Origin of the sequence: Chryseobacterium sp. W4I1 (assembly GCF_030816115.1) — a bacterium.
GTDB lineage: Bacteria > Bacteroidota > Bacteroidia > Flavobacteriales > Weeksellaceae > Chryseobacterium.
Genome location: NZ_JAUSXQ010000001.1, coordinates 26,446 through 50,774 on the forward strand (window position 1 = coordinate 26,446; position 24,329 = coordinate 50,774).

27 protein-coding genes are annotated in these 24,329 nt (G+C 37.6%); 11 read left to right on the top strand and 16 right to left on the bottom strand.

The window, feature by feature from the left end:
* Positions 1 to 49 precede the first annotated feature (49 nt).
* Together ygiD and QF044_RS00110 are read right to left on the bottom strand one after the other, a co-directional pair.
* The gene (gene ygiD / locus QF044_RS00105) at positions 50 to 877 is read right to left on the bottom strand and encodes a 4,5-DOPA dioxygenase extradiol (RefSeq protein WP_307262172.1); all 828 of its coding nucleotides are present in this window, start codon (positions 875 to 877) and stop codon (positions 50 to 52) included.
* Positions 878 to 964: 87 nt separating this feature from the next.
* Positions 965 to 1,477, bottom strand: a complete 513-nt coding sequence (locus QF044_RS00110; RefSeq protein WP_307262175.1) for a YceI family protein — start codon at positions 1,475 to 1,477, stop codon at positions 965 to 967.
* A 410-nt stretch (positions 1,478 to 1,887) separates the two neighbouring features.
* Here QF044_RS00110 and QF044_RS00115 point away from each other — a divergent pair, with 410 nt between their 5' ends.
* Entirely contained in the window at positions 1,888 to 4,029 is a 2,142-nt protein-coding gene (locus tag QF044_RS00115; protein ID WP_307262177.1) for a S9 family peptidase, read from the top strand.
* A gap of 61 nt (positions 4,030 to 4,090) precedes the next feature.
* Here the strand turns inward: QF044_RS00115 and QF044_RS00120 are convergent, their stop codons facing one another.
* Entirely contained in the window at positions 4,091 to 4,897 is an 807-nt protein-coding gene (locus QF044_RS00120; RefSeq protein ID WP_307262179.1) for a hypothetical protein, read from the bottom strand.
* A gap of 107 nt (positions 4,898 to 5,004) precedes the next feature.
* On the opposite strand from QF044_RS00120, the gene QF044_RS00125 reads away from it, so the two are divergent.
* Positions 5,005 to 6,030, top strand: a complete 1,026-nt coding sequence (locus tag QF044_RS00125) for an LLM class flavin-dependent oxidoreductase (RefSeq protein WP_307262180.1) — start codon at positions 5,005 to 5,007, stop codon at positions 6,028 to 6,030.
* 53 nt (positions 6,031 to 6,083) lie between these two features.
* Here QF044_RS00125 and QF044_RS00130 read toward each other — a convergent pair whose 3' ends face one another.
* Positions 6,084 to 6,242 carry a hypothetical protein gene (locus QF044_RS00130; RefSeq protein WP_307262183.1) on the bottom strand — a complete coding sequence of 53 codons (159 nt, stop codon included), beginning with the start codon at positions 6,240 to 6,242 and terminating at the stop codon, positions 6,084 to 6,086.
* A 119-nt stretch (positions 6,243 to 6,361) separates the two neighbouring features.
* Between QF044_RS00130 and QF044_RS00135 the strand changes: the two genes are divergently transcribed.
* A complete protein-coding gene (locus QF044_RS00135) occupies positions 6,362 to 6,613 on the top strand; it encodes a VF530 family protein (protein ID WP_307262185.1) in 252 nt (83 codons plus the stop codon).
* A 113-nt stretch (positions 6,614 to 6,726) separates the two neighbouring features.
* Positions 6,727 to 7,227 carry a peptidylprolyl isomerase gene (locus tag QF044_RS00140; RefSeq protein WP_307262188.1) on the top strand — a complete coding sequence of 167 codons (501 nt, stop codon included), beginning with the start codon at positions 6,727 to 6,729 and terminating at the stop codon, positions 7,225 to 7,227.
* 40 nt (positions 7,228 to 7,267) lie between these two features.
* On the opposite strand, the gene QF044_RS00145 is transcribed toward QF044_RS00140, so the two are convergent.
* The gene (locus QF044_RS00145; protein ID WP_307262192.1) at positions 7,268 to 7,645 is read right to left on the bottom strand and encodes a YchJ family protein; all 378 of its coding nucleotides are present in this window, start codon (positions 7,643 to 7,645) and stop codon (positions 7,268 to 7,270) included.
* Between the two features lie 203 nt (positions 7,646 to 7,848).
* Positions 7,849 to 9,990 (bottom strand): M3 family metallopeptidase, encoded by a 2,142-nt coding sequence (locus QF044_RS00150; protein ID WP_307262194.1) that lies wholly within the window; start codon positions 9,988 to 9,990, stop codon positions 7,849 to 7,851.
* A 68-nt stretch (positions 9,991 to 10,058) separates the two neighbouring features.
* Between QF044_RS00150 and QF044_RS00155 the strand changes: the two genes are divergently transcribed.
* The gene (locus QF044_RS00155; RefSeq protein ID WP_307262196.1) at positions 10,059 to 10,868 is read left to right on the top strand and encodes a head GIN domain-containing protein; all 810 of its coding nucleotides are present in this window, start codon (positions 10,059 to 10,061) and stop codon (positions 10,866 to 10,868) included.
* Between the two features lies 1 nt (position 10,869).
* Here the strand turns inward: QF044_RS00155 and QF044_RS00160 are convergent, their stop codons facing one another.
* From QF044_RS00160 to QF044_RS00180, 5 genes are all read right to left on the bottom strand, one after another.
* Entirely contained in the window at positions 10,870 to 12,753 is a 1,884-nt protein-coding gene (locus QF044_RS00160) for a monovalent cation:proton antiporter-2 (CPA2) family protein (protein ID WP_307262199.1), read from the bottom strand.
* Positions 12,754 to 12,756: 3 nt separating this feature from the next.
* Positions 12,757 to 13,278, bottom strand: a complete 522-nt coding sequence (locus QF044_RS00165; RefSeq protein ID WP_307262201.1) for an NAD(P)H-dependent oxidoreductase — start codon at positions 13,276 to 13,278, stop codon at positions 12,757 to 12,759.
* Positions 13,279 to 13,467: 189 nt separating this feature from the next.
* Positions 13,468 to 14,277 carry a YgcG family protein gene (locus QF044_RS00170; protein WP_307262203.1) on the bottom strand — a complete coding sequence of 270 codons (810 nt, stop codon included), beginning with the start codon at positions 14,275 to 14,277 and terminating at the stop codon, positions 13,468 to 13,470.
* On the bottom strand, positions 14,258 to 14,686 hold the full coding sequence (locus tag QF044_RS00175) for a TPM domain-containing protein (RefSeq protein ID WP_307262206.1): 429 nt from the start codon (positions 14,684 to 14,686) through the stop codon (positions 14,258 to 14,260). The genes QF044_RS00170 and QF044_RS00175 overlap by 20 nt, the downstream gene beginning before the upstream one ends.
* On the bottom strand, positions 14,686 to 15,291 hold the full coding sequence (locus tag QF044_RS00180) for a LemA family protein (protein ID WP_307262208.1): 606 nt from the start codon (positions 15,289 to 15,291) through the stop codon (positions 14,686 to 14,688). The genes QF044_RS00175 and QF044_RS00180 overlap by 1 nt, the downstream gene beginning before the upstream one ends.
* Before the next feature lie 73 nt (positions 15,292 to 15,364).
* Between QF044_RS00180 and QF044_RS00185 the strand changes: the two genes are divergently transcribed.
* Both QF044_RS00185 and QF044_RS00190 read left to right on the top strand, forming a co-directional pair.
* Positions 15,365 to 15,847, top strand: a complete 483-nt coding sequence (locus QF044_RS00185; RefSeq protein ID WP_307262211.1) for a dihydrofolate reductase — start codon at positions 15,365 to 15,367, stop codon at positions 15,845 to 15,847.
* A gap of 86 nt (positions 15,848 to 15,933) precedes the next feature.
* On the top strand, positions 15,934 to 16,503 hold the full coding sequence (locus QF044_RS00190; RefSeq protein WP_307262214.1) for a DUF2892 domain-containing protein: 570 nt from the start codon (positions 15,934 to 15,936) through the stop codon (positions 16,501 to 16,503).
* Between the two features lie 65 nt (positions 16,504 to 16,568).
* Here QF044_RS00190 and QF044_RS00195 read toward each other — a convergent pair whose 3' ends face one another.
* The 5 genes from QF044_RS00195 to QF044_RS00215 all read right to left on the bottom strand — a co-directional run bounded on the left by QF044_RS00195 (position 16,569) and on the right by QF044_RS00215 (position 19,553).
* Entirely contained in the window at positions 16,569 to 17,201 is a 633-nt protein-coding gene (locus tag QF044_RS00195) for a trimeric intracellular cation channel family protein (protein WP_307262218.1), read from the bottom strand.
* Positions 17,202 to 17,252: 51 nt separating this feature from the next.
* Complete coding sequence (locus tag QF044_RS00200; RefSeq protein WP_307262221.1) at positions 17,253 to 17,474, bottom strand: four helix bundle protein; 222 nt, start codon at positions 17,472 to 17,474, stop codon at positions 17,253 to 17,255.
* A 166-nt stretch (positions 17,475 to 17,640) separates the two neighbouring features.
* A complete protein-coding gene (coaD, locus tag QF044_RS00205) occupies positions 17,641 to 18,105 on the bottom strand; it encodes a pantetheine-phosphate adenylyltransferase (protein WP_307262223.1) in 465 nt (154 codons plus the stop codon).
* A 3-nt stretch (positions 18,106 to 18,108) separates the two neighbouring features.
* The gene (locus QF044_RS00210; protein ID WP_307262225.1) at positions 18,109 to 18,489 is read right to left on the bottom strand and encodes a hypothetical protein; all 381 of its coding nucleotides are present in this window, start codon (positions 18,487 to 18,489) and stop codon (positions 18,109 to 18,111) included.
* Between the two features lie 80 nt (positions 18,490 to 18,569).
* Positions 18,570 to 19,553, bottom strand: a complete 984-nt coding sequence (locus tag QF044_RS00215) for a D-alanine--D-alanine ligase (protein ID WP_307262227.1) — start codon at positions 19,551 to 19,553, stop codon at positions 18,570 to 18,572.
* Positions 19,554 to 19,707: 154 nt separating this feature from the next.
* Between QF044_RS00215 and QF044_RS00220 the strand changes: the two genes are divergently transcribed.
* The 4 genes from QF044_RS00220 (at position 19,708) to hemW (ending at position 24,115) form a co-directional block, all read left to right on the top strand.
* On the top strand, positions 19,708 to 20,790 hold the full coding sequence (locus tag QF044_RS00220) for a PASTA domain-containing protein (RefSeq protein WP_307262230.1): 1,083 nt from the start codon (positions 19,708 to 19,710) through the stop codon (positions 20,788 to 20,790).
* 73 nt (positions 20,791 to 20,863) lie between these two features.
* Positions 20,864 to 21,937 (top strand): RluA family pseudouridine synthase, encoded by a 1,074-nt coding sequence (locus tag QF044_RS00225; protein WP_307262232.1) that lies wholly within the window; start codon positions 20,864 to 20,866, stop codon positions 21,935 to 21,937.
* A gap of 51 nt (positions 21,938 to 21,988) precedes the next feature.
* Complete coding sequence (locus tag QF044_RS00230) at positions 21,989 to 22,939, top strand: PorP/SprF family type IX secretion system membrane protein (RefSeq protein WP_307262234.1); 951 nt, start codon at positions 21,989 to 21,991, stop codon at positions 22,937 to 22,939.
* Positions 22,940 to 22,990: 51 nt separating this feature from the next.
* Positions 22,991 to 24,115: a radical SAM family heme chaperone HemW gene (hemW, locus tag QF044_RS00235; RefSeq protein WP_307262238.1), complete on the top strand. Its 1,125-nt coding sequence runs from the start codon at positions 22,991 to 22,993 to the stop codon at positions 24,113 to 24,115.
* Positions 24,116 to 24,329: the final 214 nt, after the last annotated feature.

Genomic DNA, 24,329 nt, shown 5'->3' on the forward strand with positions numbered 1-24,329 from the left:
TCGGGATTGGAGATATTCCTTTTTTGTGATCCTGCAACTGTAAATGTACTTATCCTATCCTCACACTTGTCATGCTTAAAGATCCGCCAATAAGTTCATCATTGAATAAAGAAAGGCTGTCCGCCTGATCTTTTAAGCCTAATGTATAAATTAACGGTAAATAATGGTCTGGTGTAGGAACTGCATATTGGAGGAATATTCCCTGTTTCTGATAATCTATGATATTTTGAAAATTTCCGTCTACCAGCCAGTTATTTGTCTTTTCTCTTGCTTCTATAGCCCAGTCCCAGCCAGCACCCACTGTATCTATATTTTTCCAGTCGATGAGACGAAGATTATGAACAATATTCCCGCTTCCGATAATCAGAATACCTTTTTCACGGAGCCTATTTAGTCTTTTGGCAAGATCAAAATGATATTGTGGAGGTTTTGTATAATCAATGCTCATCTGGATCACAGGAATATCAGCTTCAGGATACATATGTCTGATCACTGACCATGCACCGTGGTCAAGTCCCCAGTTGTGGTCTTCTTCCACCAGAACAGGAGATAGAAGCTCAACTGTTTCTTTCGCAAGTTCCGGACTTCCCGGAGCAGGATACTGTACATCAAACAAAGCTTTTGGAAAACCGCCAAAATCATGGATCGTTCTCGGCATATCCATCGCAGTGACAAAAGTTCCCTGCGTATACCAGTGTGCGGAAATACACAGAATAGCATTGGGTTTCGGAATTTCCTGCGCTGCTTTTCTGAATCCCTGTACAAACTGGTTTTCTTCAATAGCATTCATCGGTGAGCCGTGCCCGAGAAATAAAACGGGCATTCTTTGGGTATTTCCAAAATTGTTGCTGATGTTTTGCAGATCGTTGAGGTTCATAATATTTGTGTTAAAAGAATAAAGAGCAAAGAAAAAAGATAAGTCTCTTTATTCTTTGCTCTTTGATCCTTGTTGTTTCTTTGAATTTTATGCTTGTTTTACAAACTGTAATTCTCCTGCAATTTTTACTTCATCGCTTACCATTACACCTCCTGCTTCAAGAGCTGCGTTCCAGTTCAATCCGAAATCTTTTCTGTTGATTTTTCCTTCAAAAGAAAACCCTGCTTTTGTATTTCCCCAAGGATCAATATTGATCCCACCAAAGTCTACATCCAAAGTGACAGGTTTGGTAATACCATTGATTGTAAGGTTTCCTGTTACTTTATCATTTAAAGCCTGAGATTCAAAGGTAATAGAAGGATGCTCTTCAGCATTGAAGAATTCACCGGACTTTAAGTGATTGTCTCTGTCTGTGTTATTGGTGAATACAGAATCCGTCTGGATTGTAGCGGTTGTTTTAGCATTCGCAAAAGTATCGTCTTCAGATTCAATTTCAGCATTGAATGTTGTGAAGTTACCTTTAATGTTAGAGATCATCATGTGTTTTACTTTGAAAGTAATTTCACTATGCGTTGGGTCTAGGTTCCATTTTGTTGCCATTGTTCTTGTATTTTTGTTTGTTATTTGTTATTTATATTGCAAATGTAGGGTAGAGAACATATACCAGTCATTGATTTAGGATAAGAAATGAAATAACTCCTATTTTTTTATGTGAATGGTCAATTTTGCTTCGCAAGTTAATCGTGAATTATTAGTCAGGTAAAATTCGCAATTCACTCCTGATTTATATGAATGGTCAATTTTGCTTCGCAAGTGAAATTTCAATTGTGGCCGCTGTAAAACTCACAATTGACAGTTCACAATTCATGGTTTAAACCGGTCAAAAAAACTACCATTAAGTTAAGAATTATTTTTTATCCCTGCATTAATCCTATTTTATCAATGTTTTATTTAACATTTATTAACGGATGATTTTTATTTCTTATTTTTGAGGGATTCAATTTTATACAATGAAATTACATAGATTTTCTTTATTGATGATGGTTTTGGGCAGTTCTGCATTCGCACAGACCCAAAAATTTACAATGGCGGAGGCAGTTAACGGACTCAGAACGAATCTTGCTGTAAAAAATATTTCCCAATTTTCATGGGCTAATGATGGTAAGTCTTATATCCAGGCTGTAAAAGGAGGGTATCTGATCACTGATCTTAAAACTAGTAAACAGGATACGCTTGTATCTTTAACTCAATTGAACAAGTCATTTTCTGATGCAAAGCTGAAAGCTGTTCCGCAGATAAAATTTCTCAGCGGTTCAAACGGTTATTTCAATGCGAATGATAAAATGTTCTGGATAGAAAAATCAGGAACCGACTGGAAAGTGAAAACAACAGCTTCAGTAGATGAAAATGCTTCCAATCTGAAAATGTTTGGGGATAACCAGACGTTTGCTTTTACGGTAAAGAATAATTTATTTGTAAGCAAAAATGGAAAAACAGTTGCTGTTACCAACGACTCTAATGAAAATATAATCAACGGTGGAGCAGCAGTTCACAGAAATGAATTCGGAATTGATACAGGAATTTTCCCGGCTCCCAATTCAGAAGCTGTAGCATTTTACAGAATGGATCAGAGTATGGTGGCAGATTATCCGGTGATCGACTGGTCTGTAACTCCAGCTGTAAACCATAATATCAAATATCCGATGGCTGGACAGAAATCTCATGAAGTCACTCTGGGTGTTTATAATATTAAAAATCAGTCAACAACATTCCTGAAAATTGAAGGTGAAAAAGATCAGTATTTAACAGCTGTTACCTGGAGCCCGGATTCAAAATATATTTTTGTAGGCGTTCTGAACCGCGGACAGAATCACGTAAAAATGAATCAGTATGATGCTGTGACAGGAAATTTAGTGAAAACTTTATTTGAAGAAACCAGCGACAAATATGTTGAGCCTCAGCATCCGCTTACCTTCTTTCCGAATTCCAATACAGACTTTATCTGGCAGAGTCAGAGAACAGGATATAATCACCTGTTCCACTACAGCCTTGAAAAAGGGCTGATTGCCCAGATCACAAAAGGAGACTGGCTGGTTACCGATATTTTAGGCTTTAATGATAAGAAAAAGGAAATTTACTTCACTTCTACGAAAGAAACACCTTTGGAAAAACATTTATATAAGATCAACTGGACCAATTTCAAGATGCAGCGTTTAGACGATGCCGCGGGAGTACATACAGGAGTTTTAAGCAGTGATGGAAATTATCTTTTTGACAGCTACAGCAATGCAGGAACTCCAAGATCTGCTAATATCATCAATACCAATACGGTAAAATCTACCAATATCCTTACTTCCGAAAATACATTGAAAAATTATCAGAGGCCTGAAATTAAAAATGTGGAATTAAAAGCAGATGATGGAACTCCACTTTATGGAAAAATCATTCTTCCGACAGATTTTGATGCCAGCAAAAAATATCCGGTAATCGTTTACCTTTATAACGGACCGCATCTTCAGCTGGTGACCAATACATTCCCGGCATCAGGAAACCTTTGGTACGAATATATGGCTCAAAACGGATACATTATTTTCACAATGGACGGACGAGGTTCTGCCAACCGTGGAATGAAGTTTGAGCAGGCTGTTTTCAGAAACCTGGGAACAACCGAAATGAACGATCAGATGAAAGGGGTAGAGTATTTAAAATCTCTTCCTTATGTAGATGCTCAGAAAATGGGGATTCACGGCTGGAGCTTCGGCGGATTTATGACAACAAGCTTTATGCTTCGTAAGCCTGATGTATTCAAAGTGGGTGTTGCAGGAGGTCCGGTGATCGACTGGAGCATGTATGAGATCATGTATGGCGAAAGATATATGGATACGCCTCAGGAAAATCCTCAGGGATATGCTGCAGCCAATCTTTTGGATAAAGTTCAGAATTTAAAAGGAAAACTGCTGATGATCCATGGTGCTCAGGATGACGTCGTGGTATGGCAGCACTCTATTAAATTTATCAAGTCTGCCGTAGACAATGGAGTTCAGCTGGATTATTTTGTTTATCCCGGACATCCGCACAATGTGATTGGGAAAGACAGAGTTCACCTGATGCAGAAAATAACGGACTACTTTGATGAGTATCTGAAGAAATAATAAAAAAATCCAGCCGAAAGGCTGGATTTTTATTTTTCATAGAAGTTGTTTGTATCATCTATTAATCATAAAATTCTTTGATCACATAAGTGCCGTTATTGATTCTTTTCAGTTCTTTTAATATATAATACCTGTGTAAGAAACCGGTCAAAACGACAATCTTTTTTCCAGGATATTTTTCTGCAATTTTATAAATATTTTGAGCCATGGTATGGTTTCGAAGGTCCCAGAAACCGGACATTAATTTAAAACCATTTCTATAACTTATCTTTTCACCATTTGGCTTTACAACAAATCTGTTGGCAAATTCAGGTCTTGCTTCCACGATCTTTAAAAGTTCAGAATATTGGGCATTCTGTCTTTTTTCAGAGAGCTGATCTGTGGCTGTATTATTAAAATTCTCCGGAGATAATTCTGCAATCTTCATCAGGTCTTTAGTTGTATTGGTAAAACTTTCATAGATCTTCATTTCTGAAGGAGCTAATTGCTTTGCCTTATACAAACTGTCAATCAGTTTCACCGTTAAATTATCCGTAGGAACCATTCCTCTGTCTTTTCTGTATTGATTTCTGCCTTCAAAATCAAAGGGAAATCTTAAAGTTCCCGGATATTTTTTTAGATATGAATTACTTGCCTTAATCTCGTTTTCTGTAATACCAATGCCGCTTTCATATTCTTTCATTCCTTTAGAATCTACTTCATGAAGGATAATGTCCGGCTTTACTTTATCAAGTATGCTGAACAGTATTTTAGGATGATAGTTGGGCACACTGTCATGAATGTTGCCAATGATGCAGATCTCAGTTTTGCTTTGTGAAAAACAGAAGCTGGCCAATAGAAGTAAAAATAGGTTTAAGATATTTTTCATGTCGTAAATTAGAGGAAGTCCCAAATATAGGAAAAATCAGTTCTTAACAAACATCAATGTTTTTGATCATTATCATCCGTAATTTTGTGAATCTAAAATCTAAAAATATGGAATTAGGAATAGGAATGTTTGGTGATCTGGGCTTTGATCAGGCTACCGGAAAATATAAAGATGCGAGAGTAAAGATCCGTGAAATATTGGATCAGGTAAAATTAATGGATGAGGTAGGAATTGATGTTTTTGCAATGGGAGAACACCACCGTCCGGATTATGCAGTTTCGTCACCGGAAATGGTATTGGCGGCGGCTGCAAGTATCACTAAAAATATAAAACTGGCAAGCGGTGTTACGGTTTTAAGCTCTTCAGAGCCCGTAAAAGTATACGAGGACTTTTCAACTTTAGATCTGATATCAGATGGAAGAGCTGAAATATTCGTAGGAAGGGGAAGCTTTATTGAATCATTTCCACTTTACGGATATTCGTTGAATGATTATGAAGAATTATTTGATGAAAAACTGGAATTGCTGCTGAAAATCAATTCAGAAGAAAATGTCACCTGGTCCGGAAAGCTCCGGGCACCGATGCAGAATCAGACAGTCTATCCGAGAGCAAAAAATGATGGTAAACTGTCAATCTGGAGAGCAGTGGGAGGAACTCCACAATCCGTGTTAAGTGCTGCTAAATTAGGAATGCCTTTAGTAGTAGCGATTATAGGAGGAATGCCTGTACAGTTTAAAAATTTAGTAGAATTTTACAAACAGGAATATCAAAAGGCTGGGCATGATGTATCAAAAATGCAGATCGCTATTCACTCTCACACTTTTGTAAGCGATGATCAGGCAGTCGTAGACGGATATTTTAATAACTACAAATCCCAGATGGACAGGATTGGAGCGTCCAGAGGTTGGGCTCCTTACACCAAAATGCAGTATGATGGAGGAAGAGCTAAAGAAGGAGCATTATTCATCGGGAATCCCGCAGAAGTAGCGGATAAAATTGCTTACATGAAAGAAATCTTTGGAATCACAAGGTTTATAGGACATATGGATGTTGGAGATCCGGCTCATGATGTGATGATGAAATCTATTGAATTATTTGGTGACAAAGTGAAACCTGCAATTCAGGATCTATAAAGTGAAACCTCTGCTGAATAATGGCAGAGGTTTTTTACTGTTCTTCCTAAAATTTAATGATTATTAAGTTTATCAGCCTCTCTCGCTTTAAAATCTTCCCGAATTTGTTTTAAACGTGCTTTTCTTTCTATTTCAGCATTTTGTATTTTACGCTTTTTCTGATCAATTTTCTTTTTATGTTTTTTCCGGTTTTCCTCGTTATTTTTGCTCATATTTATTTTCGGAGTGAATCGTTTTTAGATAAAAATACACTCATCAAAAATACTAAAGATTGGGAGTTTGAACAATTTTAGTCGCTAAGTCTGATAAAATATTTTAATTTTACTGCGTTATGGAAGAAAAATCAAAAGATCCTTTACACGGAAAAAGGCTCGATGCCATTCTTGAAGAACTTGTAGAATACTATGAAGGCTTTGAGAAACTTGGCGAGCAGATTAATATAAAATGTTTTACAGACAATCCAAGCATCAAATCCTCTTTGAAATTTTTGCGAAAAACAGATTGGGCCAGAACCAAGGTGGAAAGCCTGTATCTTTATGTATTAAGACAGAAAAAAAAGAACGAAATAAAGAATAGAAAGTAAAAAATAATACTGTTCTGAGATTTTTGTTTAAATGGGTTTCCCTAAACAATCATTTCAAAAATAGTATATTTGTGCCGTTAATCGTGAAGACATCACGGAAAAAAGAAAAGAATATGACAATCGAAAACAATCACGTTGTAGCTGTAAAGTATATACTTCATACAATCGAAGAGGATGGAACTAAGATTCTTGTAGAAGAAACAACAGAGGAAAATCCACTTACATTTTTATTTGGCTTGGGAAGAATGATTCCTAAGTTTGAACAAAATATTGCAGGTTTAAAAGCTGGTGATAAAGCTGCTTTTGTAATTCAGCCGGAAGAAGCTTACGGAGAAAAAGATCCGAATTCAATTACGCAATTGCCGATCGATATGTTTCAGGAATCAGGAATTCCGCCGGTAGGAGCTATTTTGCCTTTATCTGATGGTCAGGGAAATAATTTCCAGGCATTTGTAATTGAGGTAACTCCTGAAGCAGTAATTGCAGACCTTAACCACCCAATGGCTGGGAAAGTTTTAGATTTCCAGGTGGAAATTTTAAATACACGTCCTGCAACAGAAGAAGAATTAGCACATGGTCACGCTCATGGCGTAGATGGCACAGATGCTCACTAAACTATAATAAATGTCCGATTTTTTCGGACATTTTTTTTCTTTATTCCAAAAATTCTCCACTCACATAAAACCAACGGTTTTGAATCATTTTGAATTTTGACAATTCGTGATGGAGCTGCTTATACCCTTCCTCATCAGTATAAAAAGCTTTAAATTCAACTTTGCTGGCCGAAGGTTTATTTACAATTTCCAGTTTAGTCCACTCATTGATTTCTCCCCATTCCTGAAGATCCTCTTTGTTATGAAATTTTCTTTTTGAAGGAAACGTTGTTTCCATCAAATATTCACCATTGGGAATGACAAATGCAGAAAACCGGGAACGCATCAGCGCTTCTGCAGTAGGAGCATGCTTTTCTCCGGTGTGGTAAGGTTTACAGCAGTCTTCATAAGATTTTCCTGAACAGCAGGGACAGTTCATATTTTTAATATTTATTTTCAATCAACAAAAATAAAGATTTTAATAATAGGAACGGCTTCAGCCCGTGACATAAGGAACGCATCAAAAACCATATCTTTAATCAATAGAAATGGGCTTTAGCCCCATTTAACAAACAAATCATCCATCGGCTTTAGCCAAACGTATAAAGAAAGAAGCACCCAATTGGATGCTTCTAATATAATTTATTTTATAAAACCTCTGTTTCTCAATAAAGGCTTGATATCCGGATCATGTCCCGTGAAATCCCTGAATGCCTGATTAAGATCTACAGAATTTCCTACAGAAAGAATATATTTTCTGAAACGGTCACCGTTTTCCCTCGTTAAGCCACCATTACCTTTTATCCATTCCCAAGCATCATTATCAAGGGTTTCAGACCATAGATAAGCATAGTACCCTGCAGAATATCCTCCACCCCAGATGTGCGCAAAATAAGGCGTATGATATCTTGGTGGTACTGTAGCTAAAGTAAATCCGTGGCTGGCTAATGACTGTTTTTCAAAATCCAGAACAGGAATTAGCTGGCTTTCATTGGTTACCGTATGCCAGTCCATATCCAGAGCTGCCGCAGAAACCAATTCTGTCGTCATATATCCCTGGTTGAAAGTGGAAGCTTTTTTAATTTTGTCTACCAATGCCTGAGGAATCGGTTGTTTTGTTTCATAGTGAAGCGCATAATTTTTAAGAACTACAGGATCTAAAGCCCAGTGCTCATTAATTTGCGATGGGAATTCTACGAAATCCCTAGGAACACTTGTTCCTGAAAGCGATGGATATTTCTGGCTTGCAAACATTCCATGGATAGAGTGTCCAAACTCATGGAACATAGTAGAAACATCATCATAGCTGATTAGAGATGGTTTTCCCGGCGCCGGCTTCTGGTAATTATAACAATTAACAATAACTGGTTTTGTTCCTAAAAGATAAGACTGCTCAACGAAATTACTCATCCAGGCACCTCCGTTTTTAGAATCTCTGGTATAGAAATCAAGATAATAGATGGCAATAGATTTTCCGTCGTGGTCAAAAACCTCATAAGTTACCACGTCAGGGTGATAAACAGGAAGATCCGTTCTCTTTTTGAAAGTCAATCCGTAAAACTTTTCAGCAGCATAGAAAACTCCTTTTTCCAAAACAGTAGTTACTTCGAAATAAGGTTTAATCTGGTTTTCATCAAGGTCATATTTTGCTTTTCTTACCTGCTCGGCATAGAAATTCCAGTCCCAAGGCTCTACCTTGAAACCTCCTTTCTGCTGATCAATAAGGTCCTGGATATCTTTTGCTTCACGTTTTGCTGTTTCCACTGCAGGAGTAGCAATTTGATTCATCAGTTTTGTAGCGGCTTCCGGTGTTTTAGCCATCTGATCTTGAAGTTTCCATTCAGCGAAGCTTGTTTTACCTAAGATCTGCGCTTTTTTAAGCCTCAGCTTAGCCAGTTTTTCAATGGTTTCTCTCGTGTCATTTCCGTCACCCTTTTCAGCTCTCAGCCATGATGCTTTGAAAAGCTTTTCTCTTGTAGCTCTGTTTTTCAGGTTTTGAAGTAGAGGCTGCTGGGTTGTATTTTGAAGTGCGAGAAGATATTTTCCAGGCTGTCCTGCCGTTTTAGCATCTGTAGCTGCAGCTTCTATTTCATCCGCAGAAAGTCCATCCAGCTCTTTTGCATCAGAGAAATAGACGCCTCCCTGCTTTCTTGCCTCCAATAATTTATTGGAATATTGAGTAGAAAGCGAAGCCAGTTCCTGGTTGATCTGCTTTAATTTTTCTTTATCTGCTGCAGAAAGATTAGCGCCTGCAATTTCAAAGTTTTGTTTGTAATACTGAACCAGTTTTTTACTTTCAGGATCTAAGCCATCTTCTTTAATAGCCTTGATTCTTTTATATAAATTTTCATTCAGGTACATTTTGTCAGAATGTGCTGCAAAAATCGGAGCATATTCTTCATCTAAAGCCTGAAGGGTAGGGTTTGTATTAGCACTGGTAAGATTAGAAAATACAATAGTAGCTCTTCTTAAAACTTCGCCGCTTTTTTCCAAAGCAACAATAGTGTTTTCAAAAGTAGGCGCTTCAGGATTATTGGCAATTTTCAGGATCTCGGCATCGTGCTGCTTCAGACCAAAATCAAAGGCCGGTTTGAAATGTTCGTTTTTTATTTTATCGAATTCCGGAGCTTCGTACTGAAGCTTGCTTTTCTTCATTAAAGGATTTGAAGATAAAGATGGATCAGGAACAGGAATTTCCTGTTGAGTATCGGTTTTCTTCATAGTAGTACAAGATTGATTAAGTGCTAATGCAGAAATTAATAATACCGATGTAATATTTTTCATAAATTAGTTGTTATTAAAGTATAAAGATATTAAAAACTTAATTTATAAAAGCAGTAAACATGAAATCAATGACCCTTTTTATATTTTCAGCAGTTGCGCTGATGAACTCATGTAATGAAAAGCATGATAAAAATAACGGCGACAATAATGGTGGCTGGGTAAACAATGTGATCGACAAAGAAAGCGGTCCAGTCAAAGAAAAAGTATTTAACGGAGATTTTGATGAAATAGAAGTTTCCCAGGCTATCGGTGCTGAGGTCATCAAGTCTGAAACAGAGAAAGTAGTTATTTCTGCGCCGGAAAATATTATCAATGAAATTCTTGTAGATAACAGCGGTGGTAAACTGCATATCCATTACAAGAAAGGAATCAGAGTAATGAACAGCCATAACGTAAAGGCTAAGATTTATACGAAAGATTTCTCAAAACTCGTTGCCAATTCTGCAGCAAGTATCAGTATAAAAGATAAATTCACACAGGATAAAGTAAGTGTCGATATATCCAGTGCAGCAAGCGTTTCAGGGGATTTGGAAGCCAATGATTTTGATATTTCGGCTGGAAGCAGCAGCAGTTTTAGTGGAAAAGTATGGGCGGTAGATCTTGATATCGAAGCTTCTTCGGCGGCAAGTCTTGATATTTCCGGAAAAACTAAAAATGCAGACATCACTTCCTCATCGGGAAGCAGTATTTCTGCGAAAGGAATCATTGCAGATCATGTGAAAGCTGACGCATCCAGTGGAGCCAGTATTCACATCAGTGCTGTTTCTTCTGTAGATGCGGAAGCTTCGTCAGGTGGAAGTGTAGATATTTCCAAAAAAGGAGAGCTTAAAAATGTAACCAAAAATGAAAGCAGTGGCGGAAGCGTCAATATTCAATAGATTAATTTGGAGTTTCTTCGTTATTTTCTTCATCTACTGAGGATCCTTCCCAATCTCTATTATCAAAATTAAGATTATCATAAGCTAATAATTCCTCCTCTCGTTGGAGGAATTCTTTTGTAGTAAACAGTAGGATCTCATCATCTTCCTTCGCTTTGGCCAATCTCCTGATCGATGCTTTGTCTATAGCCATGAATCTCTGGCCGAGACGTCTGGCCGCATATTTTCTCATTCCGGTCTCATGGAGAACATCTACTGCCATATCTACGGCAGTTCCTAAAGTTTCCCGATAAATATTTTCAATGCCGTTGTTGAGGTAATTGTAGGCATCAATCCTGTTCTTTGCTCTTACAAAAATTCTCACCTTTGGATAATGTTCCCGCACCAGTTCTGCAATGAATTTATTATCATCCGGATCATCGAGGCATAAAACCAGAATTTCAGCATCCTCAATTCCTGCAGCCCTTAAAATGGGAATTCTTGTGGCATCGCCATAATACACTTTAAAACCATAGCTTCTCAGAAGTTTTACCCGGTCAGAGTCCCTATCCAGAACTGTAGCTGATATTTTATTAGCTTTTAAAAGACGGCCTACCGTACTTCCAAAATGCCCAAAACCTACAATAATGATCTTCTTTTGGCTGACATTATTGTCCAGAATATTAAAGTCATTATCTGCATCAGGAATTTCCTTTATGAATTTAGGAGTGATAAACTTGTCGTTAATGATCAGAAGAATAGGCGTGATACACATTGTGATTGCAGTAACGGCCATCATCTGTGCATTGAGTTCAGGACTTAAAAGATAAAGATCCGAAGCATAATTGATCAGAACAAATGCAAATTCTCCTACCTGCGAAAGTGCAAATGCATAAAACAAAGTCTGCGGTGTATCAATCTTAAAAAACTTTCCGATGGCATATAAAACAGCAAATTTTACAGCCAGTACCGCAAAAACGGTAGAAAAGATAAACAGTGGATCCTCCTGGATGATATTAAAATTTATCGTAGAACCTACACTCACAAAGAATACAGCTAATAACAGTCCTTTAAAAGGATTGATCTGTGCTTCCAGTTCATGCCGGAACTCACTGTTGGCAAGCATTACTCCCGCAAGGAAAGCGCCCAGTGCAGGTGACAGTCCGATGGCTACCATCAGTTCCGAAACGCCTATCACCAGGAATAAGGATGAGGCGGTAAGAAGCTCTGTCATTCCAGATTTTGAAACATATCTTAAAAACGGGACAAAGACATATCTTCCTAATAATATCAGAATAGCAACTCCTAAAATTACTGTTCCGGCCTGTAACCATTCCGGAAGCTTCTGGATAATAATTTGAATTTCGTTATTGTGATGACTTGCCTTATAGTTGGCAATAATCGGTAGGATAGCAAGAATAGGGATCACGGCAATGTCCTGAAACAGAAGGGTAGAGAAGGAAGCTTCCCCGGCCATGGTATTAAAGTTATTTTTTTCCTGAAGCGTCTGCAGAACAATTGCAGTAGAAGAAAGCGCAAAACACATTGCAATGGCAACAGCTTTATCTATTCTCCAGCCGGCACTGATAAAAACCAGAAACAACAGTGAAATGGTGAGAAGCATCTGGGTGAGTCCCAGACCCATAATTTTTTTCCGCATCTCCCAGAATTTCCGGGGTTCCAGTTCCAATCCCACCAAAAAAAGCAGCATAATTACCCCAAACTCACTCGCATGCATAATATCATTTACATCATTCCCGGTAAGTTTAAGGACATAAGGTCCAATGATGATTCCTCCCAAAATATACCCGATTACAGAGCTCAGTCCGAATTTTCTAGCCAGCGGAACCATAATAATGGCCACCCCTAGAAAAATTAATGTATTCATTGCTAAGCTGGACTCCATACGCTATTGATTGAGTAATTCTGTAAATTCTTTTTTGTGTAAAATAATATCTTTTTTGCTCAGTTTATTGGCTTCGTAAACGATCTTGATATGTTTGATATTTGCTTTGAAAACCTTTAAAGAAACAATCAGTCCACTGACCAATTCTTCAATGGTATACTGATAAGTTCCATTTTTAGTGAAAGATCTTTCTTTGCCTCCGGTTGTAATCAGAATATAGACCTCTTTACCTTCCAGCGGATTGGTTTCGCCTTCCCGGAGCCAGTCCCTGTCAAAAACTTCATCAATCCATAATCTTAATAGTGGAGGCATTCCAAACCAGATGAGCGGAAACTGGAAAATAAAACGGTCATAATTTCTTAATCTCTTTCTCTCCCTGAATGCTGCAATATGGAAATCCGGATACTCTTCATAAAGATCTCTAAGGGTAAAATGCTGGTGACGGACGTAGAAATTGATGAGCTCCACATTTGAATTAGAGTGCTCTAAATAGGGATGTGCAAAAACTACCAGCGTCTTCTTCATAAACCTGTTTTCAGTAAATATAGCGAAAAAAAATTGGATAAAAGGTAGTTTTTAAGTGGTTTTGTTAATTTTTCAATAAGTAAATTTGAATTTAATGTTTAAATAAAACAAAGAAGTGACTCGATTTTAGCATATTAAATAAAAAACCGGGCTGTTGGCCCGGTTATATTGATTTTTTTATATTTTAAATTACCATCCGCCGGAAGCGCCGCCTCCTCCGAAGCTGCCTCCGCCACCAAAGCCGCCGAATCCACCGCCTCCTCCGGAACTTCCACCACCAAAACCACCACCGCCGAAGCTACCTGGGAATGGAAAGAATCCTCCGGGATAATTTCTGCGTCCTCTTCTGGTAATGATCACATCATCGTCATCATTATTTCCGCCACGTCCGCCGCCTCTGCCGCCAAAAAGGATAGCAATGATGATGAAAATAACAAATGCAATAATAAGGATCTTAAATGCGCTTCCATTGCCGGAAGGAGCTGAGGTTTCTATAGGTTTGAATTTTCCCTGGACGGCCTCCATAATGGCTGAAGTACCACGGTTGATACCTTCATACCATTGTCCCTGCCTGAAATTAGGTGTGACAATATAATCAAGGATTTGTCCGGCTACAGAAGCCGTAAGATACTGTTCCACGGCTCTTCCCTGCTGGATAGACATAGTTCTGTCTTCTGTCGCAATCAGGAAAACAACACCGTTGTCCACCCCCTTTTTTCCGATTCCCCATTTCTCACCGAACATGGTTGCCAGAAAGTTGACGTCTTCACCTTTGGTAGAAGGAATAATGACCACTTCAATCTCTGTGGAGGTAGAATCTGCAAACTTAATAAGCTTATTGTTCAGCTCATCTTTTTGCTGTTGCGTGAGCAGTCCGGCTTCATCAAATACCGGATACAAAACGGCTGGCTTTTGAGGAATCGTGTATTGTGCTGATACAAAAGTGTAAAAGCAGATGAGTAGGAAAGAAAATACTATTTTAAGAGAACGTAATCTCATTAGGAAGCTGATTGGGATTTTCTCCCTTTACGGGAAAATGTTTTTTCAATTCGAGACCGGTTTCCAGAATGCCGCTTTTTAAAGCCTTATAATAGTTTCCTTTGGCAAATTCAGCACTGATATAATCGTGAAGGTGATCCCAATACGACTGCTGCACTTTGTCATGAATTCCGATATCACCAATGATGGTGAGGTATTTCCGTTCAAAATTCACATGGAAAAGCACAGCATTTCTATCGGCAGTTTTATTCATACAGAGTTCTTTGAAAACCTCAAATGCAGTCTGTGCATTATCGTTTTCCGTGTTCGAGTCAATATGTACCCTGATCTCGCCTGTAGAATGATCTTCTGCCGATTGTATCGCTTCCACAAGGGAATTGACCTGCTGATTTGTCAGAAATCGGTTCATTATTTAAATGCTTCAGGTGCTTTTTCTGCACCGGCTTCAGCCTTGAAGAACGGTTTTTCTTTAAAGTTGGTAAAATTCGCCAGAATATTATTCGGGAACGTTTTAATAGAGGTATTGTAATCTTTGGCAGCGTCGTTATAGTAAACTGTTTCGGTTCTGATGCTGTTTTCTATTGCCGTATATTCTCTCTGGAAATTGATATACTGCTGATCTGCTTTTAAATTAGGATAGGATTCTACCACAGCCATTAATCTGCTTAATGATCCGGATAATTCTCCCTGCGCTGCCTGGAATTTTGCCATATCAGCTTCCGTCATATTTGTAGGATCAATATTAATGGAAGTAGCTTTAGAACGGGCTTCCACAACTTTAGTCAATGTTTCCTGTTCAAATTTTGAATAAGATTTAACGGTTCTTTCCAGATTAGGAATAAGATTGGCCCTTTTCTGATAGACTGTTTCTACATTAGACCATTTAGAATTTACATTCTGTTCTTTGGAAACGAAATTATTATAACCGTTTTTCCCCCAGAAGAATATTACGCCTACAATGATTAGCAGTGCAATACCAATAGTTCCTGCGCTCAGGCAGCCTTTATTTTTCATAGTTTATTTTTTTTAATTTTTTGTGCTAATCAAATATACAAATTATGTGCTAATTTTGTAGAAAATTATTAGAATGACAACAATAGTGGTGGCAATGGGAGAGAAAAACGAGATCGGTTTTGAAAATAAACTGCTCTGGCATCTTCCTAAAGACCTGAAACACTTCAAAGATATTACTTCCGGACATCCTATCATCATGGGAAGAAAAACCTATGAAAGCATTGGGAAACCATTGCCTAACCGCACCAATATTGTAATTTCAAGAAAGAAAAACTGGTTTGAGGAAGGAATTCTGATCGTAGGAAGTATAAAAGAAGCGGTAAAGTTTGCAAAAAAAATCGATGAAAATGTATTCATCATCGGGGGCGGCAATATTTATGAGCAGACTATGGAGATCGCAGATAAACTGGAAGTTACTTTGGTGAAAGCCGACCTTGAAGCCGATACTTTCTTTCCGAAGATTGATATGAAAATCTGGAAAAAAACAGCTGAGATCTGCCATGAAAAAGATGAAAAGAATCAGTACGATTTCTGTTTTCAGACGTTTGAAAAATAAAGAGCGAATAGTTATTGGAATTCTATAATCTAACCTCTAGCTTCTAACCTCTAAATTTTCTATCTTTGCACTTCTAAAATTGAATAATGAATAAGTACATAAAAATTGTAATTGCAGCAGTTCTTATCCTTTTAGGACTTTATATGATGATTTTCACAAGAAGTCTGGGCTGGGGAATCGTAGTTTTCCTTCTGGCAGCACTGCCTATTATACTTTTCATCAAAAATGAATACATCCTGCTTGCTTTCTGGCAGCTGAGAAAACAAAATATGGAAAAAGCGGCAAAATGGCTGAACGGTATTACAGATTACAAAGCACAGCTTCATAAATCTCAGTATGGATATTTCCATTATTTACAAGGTTTGACACAGGCGCAGGAACATCCTACAAAAGTAGAGCCTTTAATGAAAAAAGCTTTGGAATACGGACTGAATATGAAGCACGACAGAGCAATGGCAACATTGAATCTTGCTGCGGCAGCTATTTCCAAAGGAAGAAAGCAGGAAGGACAAAAACTTCTTGAAGAAGCAAAAAGATTAGATACTGCCGGAATGATGACAGATCAGATCAAAATGATGAAAGAGCAGTTGAAAATGCCTTCTATGCAGAAGCATATGCACAACCCGAATATGAGACAGAGAGGAAAATTCTTCTAATAAGAACATACCAAACTAAAAAAGCATCTGATTCAGATGCTTTTTTTATGTCATTTACATTACTTCTACATCTCAGAATTATGATCATAACCATAAAATTTAGGGATCTGCCATTGATATTTTACAGCAAGAGTTCTGATCGCAACAATGAGTATGATGGTAAATATCTGTATGAATGTATAGGACAGCGGGATAAATTTAGTCATCAGAAGAAATGCAGATCCGCCGACGATACAGGCCGTAGCATAAATCTCCTTCCTGAAGATCAGCGGAATCCTGTTGAGGAGAATATCCCTGATAATACCTCCGAAACAGCCGGTGATGGTTCCCAGCGCAATACATATAAATGGATGGATGTCAGCATTAAGCCCTTTCTGAACTCCGATAATGGTAAATAATCCCAACCCGAAGCTGTCAAAAATAAATAAGGTTACCTTGAAGTTCTTTTCAATAGATTTGAAGATCATTGCAAATATGCTTGTTCCCAGAATCAATGCGCAGGTTAAAAGATCATGCATCCAGAAAACAGGAATGTCCAGAAGGAGATCCCTTACAGTTCCTCCGCCTACAGAAGTGACAAATGCAATAATCAGCACCCCGAACGGATCAAGGCGTTTCTGCATCGCAGCAAAACTCCCCGACATCGCAAAGGAAATGGTTCCGAGCACCTCTATGGCAAAATTGAACTGTTCGTGCATAATATTTATGAGTAATAGGTAATGGGCAATGAGTAATAAAAATTATGCCATTTAAAGCTGAGATAATCTAAACTTATACTTAGTCATAACCTTTACAAGTTCTTCACATTCTGATTTTAAATAAATAATTTTTTCAGGACTTAGATATTCAAGTTCCTCAATAATCTCAAGCCAAAGTTGAGTCTCATCAATTTCTTCTACAACAATGCAGAGTTTAGCAAATTTTTCCTTTTCAGATCTTGCTCTTGAAACAGCTCTGTAGTTTGCTGCCACTGAAGTAGAAGATCTTATAATTGCTTTCTTATGACCGAAACATCCTCTGAATAAGGTAATGATGAAAGAGATTTAATCACAAGAATGGAAAAATTTTTAGTTCTTTCCCGAAAAACTTGATTGTAATCCATATTTCTCAAATTACTCATTACCTATTACTCACTACTTATCGTTGTACCCTGACGGCCTCCGGAACCAGCAATTCATATTCACCGTCGTGGTTGATGATCTCTCTTACGATACTGCTGCTGATGAAAGATTTTCCGGATGAGGTCAATAGGAATACGGTTTCCAGTTTTTTGTGGGCTAAAGTTCTGTTGGTGTGGGCGATAGCTTTTTCAAATTCAAAATCGGCAGGATTTCTTAAGCCTCTTAGAATGTATTGTGCATCCTTTTCAAAGCAGTAATCTACCGTTAATCCTTCAAAAAAGTCTACTTCCACATTGGGAAATTCGGCCACGGAATTTTGAATGAATTCCATTCTTTTTTCCAGAGGAAACATGTATTTTTTCTGGGAATTCTGCCCGATTGCAATGATCAGTTTGTCAAAAAGCGGAGCCGCTCTTTCGATAATATCATAATGTCCCAGAGTAATAGGATCAAAAGATCCGGGGAAAACAGCAATTTTCATATCCTAGTTGTTTTCGTTTGATTTTTGGTAAAACAGCTCTAAATTTTTTATATCTAGACTGCAGTTATTATTTAGAACCTGATTGGAAGAAAGATTTAAAATCAAATCATTTCTTCCTATTATTTTTGAATTTTTATAAAGCTTCTTGATAGGATGAAAATTAATTGTACTTTCAAAATTTCCACTTTCGTTTTTTTTAATAATTCCGGAAAATAATACAGTATCATCCAGAGAAATCATCTCAAAATAATTGGGTACTGTTTCATTATTAATGATTACATTACTCTTCTTAATATAGTTAAAACATTTTTTTTCGCCTACATAAATGGCATCGGTTGAAAAATTGATGTTTTTCGGTTCCAGACCACTTTTAGGAATACCCAATTCAAGAGTTCTTGTATAATTCTGAGTGAATGCAAGAAAAGGAATTAATAATAAAGCAGAAAATACCCCTTTTCATGCTTTTACTTATTAAGAGCTTTTTCTACTTCGTTTCCACACAAGTCTGTGATAGAGATTCCGTAATGTCTTGCCTGCTGTGGCAAAATACTGGCAGGGGAGAATCCGGGATTGGTATTTATTTCAAGCATATAAGGAATGCCATCCATCAGTATAAATTCACTTCTTGAAAACCCGCTCATACCAAGTGATTTGTAGGCTCTTTTTGAAATTTCTTCCACCCTGATTCTGGTAGCATCATCAATTCTTGCAGGAGTAATTTCCTCTGATGCTCCTTCATATTTAGCCTCGTAATCAAAGAATTCATTGGTAGGAACAATTTCAGTGATTCCTAAAACGATAGCTTCATCTTTGAAATCTACTACCCCTACAGAAACTTCCATTCCGTCCAGAAAACTTTCGATCAGAATTTCATCATCTTCTTTGAAGGCAATTTCTGTAGCTGCGATTAATTCTGACTTATCCTTTACTTTGGAAATGCCAAGAGAAGATCCTGACTGATTGGGTTTAACGAAAACCGGCAGGCCAAGACTTTCAATGATCTCATCCGTATTGATAGCTTCTCCTTTTCGTAAATAAATACTTTTAGCAGAAGGAATACCATATTTTGACAATACTGCCAAGGTGTCTTTTTTATTAAAGGTCAAAGCACTCTGATAAAAGCCACAACCAGTATATTTTTGTCCGATAGCATCCCAGTAGGCCTGAAGAATCCCATTTTCTCCAGGAGTTCCGTGGATGATGTTGAAACAGACATCGAATTGCAGTTTTTCATTATTGTCTAATGTCACCGAAAAATCCCCACGGCTGATTTCATATTTTTTATCATTTTCTCCTAAAAAATACCATTCATCTTTCAGGATGACTACTTTATATACATCATATAGATTTCTGTCCAGCGAATCATAGATCAACTGACCGCTTTTTAAGGAAACCACATATTCGTCTGAATAGCCTCCCATGACAACGGCAACACTTTTTTTGCTCATAACCATTATAGTATCAATTAAGGCAAATTTAATCATTTTATGTAATGCAATAAGGGAAATTCATAAATTTTAAAATTGAAATGAATTGTGTTAAATAAAAGTACATTTAAAATTATTAGCTATATTTGCCGTTATAATTAAAGTATTTTTAAGTATGCTTAAATCACTTTTCAATTGGAAAGTTTTACTGAATTTAGTAGTCGCCATCGGTGTTTTTGTGGGGTTGGTGTGGCTTACTTTCCGCTGGCTGGAATATCATACCAATCACGGTCAGGAAATTCCTGTGCCCAATGTTATCAATAAATCTGTTTACGATGCTGTGAAAATATTGGAAGATACCGGGCTTGAGTATGAAGTAGACAGTGCTGAATATAATCCTAAATATAAGCCTTTCCAGGTTTTAAAGATGCATCCTATCTCCAGTTCTCGTGTAAAACCGGGATCATTGGTAAGAATTGTTGTCAACCCAAGAACATGGGCACCTATTACCGTTCCTGACGTAATCAACAGATATTCGGGATTAGCCTTCCAGAGATTGGATCAGGTGGGTCTTAAGATCGGTGATACGATCTATGAGCCGAGTATTCAGAAAGATGCTCTTTTAAGAGTATTATATAAAGGTAACGCTGTAAATCCTGGAGCACGTCTTCCTCGATTCTCTGTAATCGACGTTGTATTAGGCTCCGGACCTATGAGAAATATTTCTATTCCTAGTGTGGTAGGACTTTCGGTAAAAGAAGCCAGAGTGGTTATTGCAAAAAGTATGTTTGAAGTAGGGCTGGTAGAGCATGAGGATGGCAGCAAGGACGAATCTGATATTATCTATTATCAGGACCCCGCTTCAGGAGATGTGAGAGACCAGGGTATGCAGATCGATCTTTGGGCAAGTAAGAGAACGCCTGCTGAGCTTAGAGCTAAAGTAGAACAGCTGAACTCTATCTACCGTATGAAAGTAGATACTTCACTGCCTCCGGTACATTATGAAGAGGTTCCCACCTATACTGAGCCAAGCTATGCACCGCCTGTGGCACCACCGGTACCTAAAAAAGAAGTTCCGAAATCTGAACCTGTAAAAACAGAGCAGCCTAAAACAAGTGCTGCCACCGGAGCCAAACCTGCCGTATCAGGAATAGAAAAACCTAAAATCACTGCAGCAAGCACTAAACCTGCAGCTTCCGGAAATACGGCTCAACAGCCGGTCCAAAAGCCAAAGGCTAAAAAAGTAGTAGTGGAATAATAACGGTTTATTATATAAAATATAGGCTTCAACTGCAAAATGTTGGGGCCTTTTGCGTAAAAAAGATAAAACAATGGCAGAAGATAACGAAGATTTTTTAGATGATGAATTACTGAATTCCGACAGTATTGATACTATTGATATTGATGAGGAAAATAAAGGATTGTACGAACATCTTAATATCACAGTTGACAAAAACCAAGAGTCAACAAGGATTGATAAGTTCTTAGTAGCATTCAGGCAAAACTCTTCAAGGAATAAGATTTCGCAAAGCTGCAGAGCTGGAAATGTGGTCGTTAACGGAAATGTGGTGAAGCAGAACTACCGTATAAAGCCTGGTGATCAGATCTCAGTATTGCTTGCCCATCCCCCGAGAGAGAATATTATTATCCCACAGGATATCCCTGTTCATATCGTTTACGAAGATGATGATCTGCTGGTGGTAGATAAAGATGCCGGAATGGTTGTGCATCCTGGTCATGGGAACTATGATAAAACGCTGGTGAATGCTTTGGCTTTCCATTTTGAAAAGAACGGATTGAAATCTGATCTGGACAGGGTAGGACTTGTTCACAGAATTGATAAAGATACTTCCGGATTGCTGGTAATCGCTAAAAATGAATATGCACTGAGCTTTTTGGCAAAACAGTTTTTTAACAGAACTACGAAAAGGCTGTACTGGGCTTTTGTATGGGGAAATCCTAAGGAAGATGAGGGCACCATTAAAGGGCATATCGGCAGGCATCCTAAAAACCGGATGCAGATGTCAGTATATGAAGATGGAAGCCATGGAAAGCATGCGGTAACCCATTACAAAGTTTTGGAACGCTTTAAATATATGACCTGGGTAGAATGTAAACTTGAGACCGGAAGGACTCATCAGATCCGGGCACATTTCAAACATATTGGTCATACTTTATTTAATGACGAGAGATATGAGGGAAATGTTCCGCTAAGAGGAGTGAATCTTCCTAAGTATAAGCAGTTTATCAAAAATGTTTTTGAAATTCTCCCTAGGCATGCACTTCACGCCCATACTTTAGGGTTTGTACATCCAACGACTAAGAAGGAATTATATTTTGAGAGCCCAATGCCCAAAGATATGGCGGATGCTGTAAAAAAATGGAGAAATTATTTAGAAAACTAAAAATATATTGAGAATTTTTTTATATTTGTTGAATTGAAATCAAGATTTGTTATGAGAAAACTATATGCTATCGTATGTTTAGCTCTTTTGTCAAATGCATACAAAGCACAAGAATCACTACCATACTATCAGCAGTACCTTTTGGATGGTGAATTCCTGTTCAACCCAGCTCAGTACGGAAAGACCGACTACGTGCAGCTAAATGCTAATTATCACAAACAATTTGACAAGTTCAGCGATTCTCCAAATACGCAGTCTATAGGAATCAACGGGAATATCTTCGACAGAGTGGGAGCAGGGCTCTCTATTTTCAGAGATAGTAACGGACCTATTTCTGCAGGCGGAATCACGGCGGGTGCTTCATACTTTATTCCACTAAGCAGCGAGGGAGAAAGAAAAGATCAATTCTCTTTTGGTACTAGTGTTTCATTTTACAATATGAACTTCGACTATACTTCAGTGAATGTTGAAGATGGTTACGATCCATTATTGATCGGAAAGGAAGGGAATATTTTCATGGCTTATGCCAACTTCGGAGCTGCGGCTACCTATAGAAATATCTTTGCAGGAGTATCTGTAAACGATATCGCACTAAGCAATGATAAGGCTATTGTAAACGGAATTGAGCCTTCACCAATTAAATTTTTCTTAAACTTAGGATACGACTGGCATTTTGCTGATAATATGTATGTAACACCTTCAGCATTAATTAACCTGAACACGAATTCAACAAGAATGATCGACTATAACTTAATGGCGACTTTCTTTAATGATATCAATTCATTCTCTGCCGGAGTAAGCTATAGAACGGTACAGAACAGATTCGACAGCCAACAGCTTCAGGTAGCACCTGTTATTAAAGTAAGATTCAATAAATTCATGATCGGAGCGACCTATAATATCGGAATGTCTGATATTCAAACTTATGGAGGAAACAGCTTCATGATCGGTTTGGGGTATAATTTCGATAACTTTATTAATCATAGAGGATATAGATATTAATCTGATTTAATTTAAATAAATTTGAGCTCTGAAATTTTCAGAGCTTTTTTTATGATATACATTCACATCCCATTCTGCAAACAAAAATGCAGCTACTGCAATTTTCACTTTTCTACGTCCCTTAATTTTAAGGATGAAATGATCCGTGCCATGAAAACCGAGATCATGCTCAGAAAGAATGAGCTGCAGAACAAAAATTTAAAGTCATTGTATTTTGGAGGTGGAACACCGTCTATTCTTTCAGTGGATGAGATCAGTTCTCTGATTGATGAGGTTTTAAAATCTTTCAGTTTTGATAAAGATATTGAGATCACTTTAGAAGCAAATCCTGATGATCTGGATAAGCAATTTTTGAAACAGCTTTCCAATACACCTGTTAACAGGCTTTCTATCGGTACCCAGAGTTTTTTTGAAGAAGATCTTAAGCTGATGAACCGGGCCCATAATGCTTCTGAAGCAGAAAGTTCCATCAAAAGAGCACAGGATTTCGGCTTTGAAAATTTAAGCATCGACCTGATCTATGGTTCACCGACATCCAATCTGGAAATCTGGAAAGAAAATTTAAATAAAACCATCGCCCTTGAAGTACCCCATATTTCATCGTATGCACTTACCGTAGAACCCAAAACGGCTTTGGAAAACTGGATCTCAAAAGGAAAAGTATTAAGCCCTAAAGAAGAAGAACAGAATAAAGAGTTCTATTATCTTTCAGATTTCTTAAAAGATAACGGATTTGATCATTATGAAGTCTCCAATTTTGCAAAACCAGGCTTTTATTCCAGGCATAATTCGTCCTATTGGAAATACAGGGAATACCTGGGAATAGGTCCTTCCGCTCATTCATACAACGGTTTTGATGTCAGAAGCTGGAATGTGGCCAACAATCAGCAGTACATAAAAAAACTGAGTGCGGGAATTCTTGCCAAAGAAGAAGAGATCCTTTCACAGGAAGATCAGTTCAATGAAATGATTATGATTGGCCTTAGAACGATTTGGGGTGCAGATCTTGAAAGTCTTAATCAAAAATTTTCCGAAAGAATTCTTGACCATTTTCAACATGAAATAAAGTCAAAAATAGAGGAAAATATTTTAGTGATCGAAAATAATCATCTCACAATACCCGAAAAACACTGGTTTATGGCTGATGGAATTGCTTCGGACCTGTTTATTGTTTAAGTAAGCCCTAATCGGGATGCTTCAACTTGTTCAACATAATTTTAAATTATACATTAAGTTTAGATATGGTTTCTCGATGTCATGCTGAGCGAAGTCAAAACGTGATATTGTTAAAAATAAAGTCTAATTTGTGATACATTCCGTTTATCAAATAAAGTGTAAAATCAGGAATATAGAATCTAAAAATCTTCGTATTTTTGTATAAAATATCAGC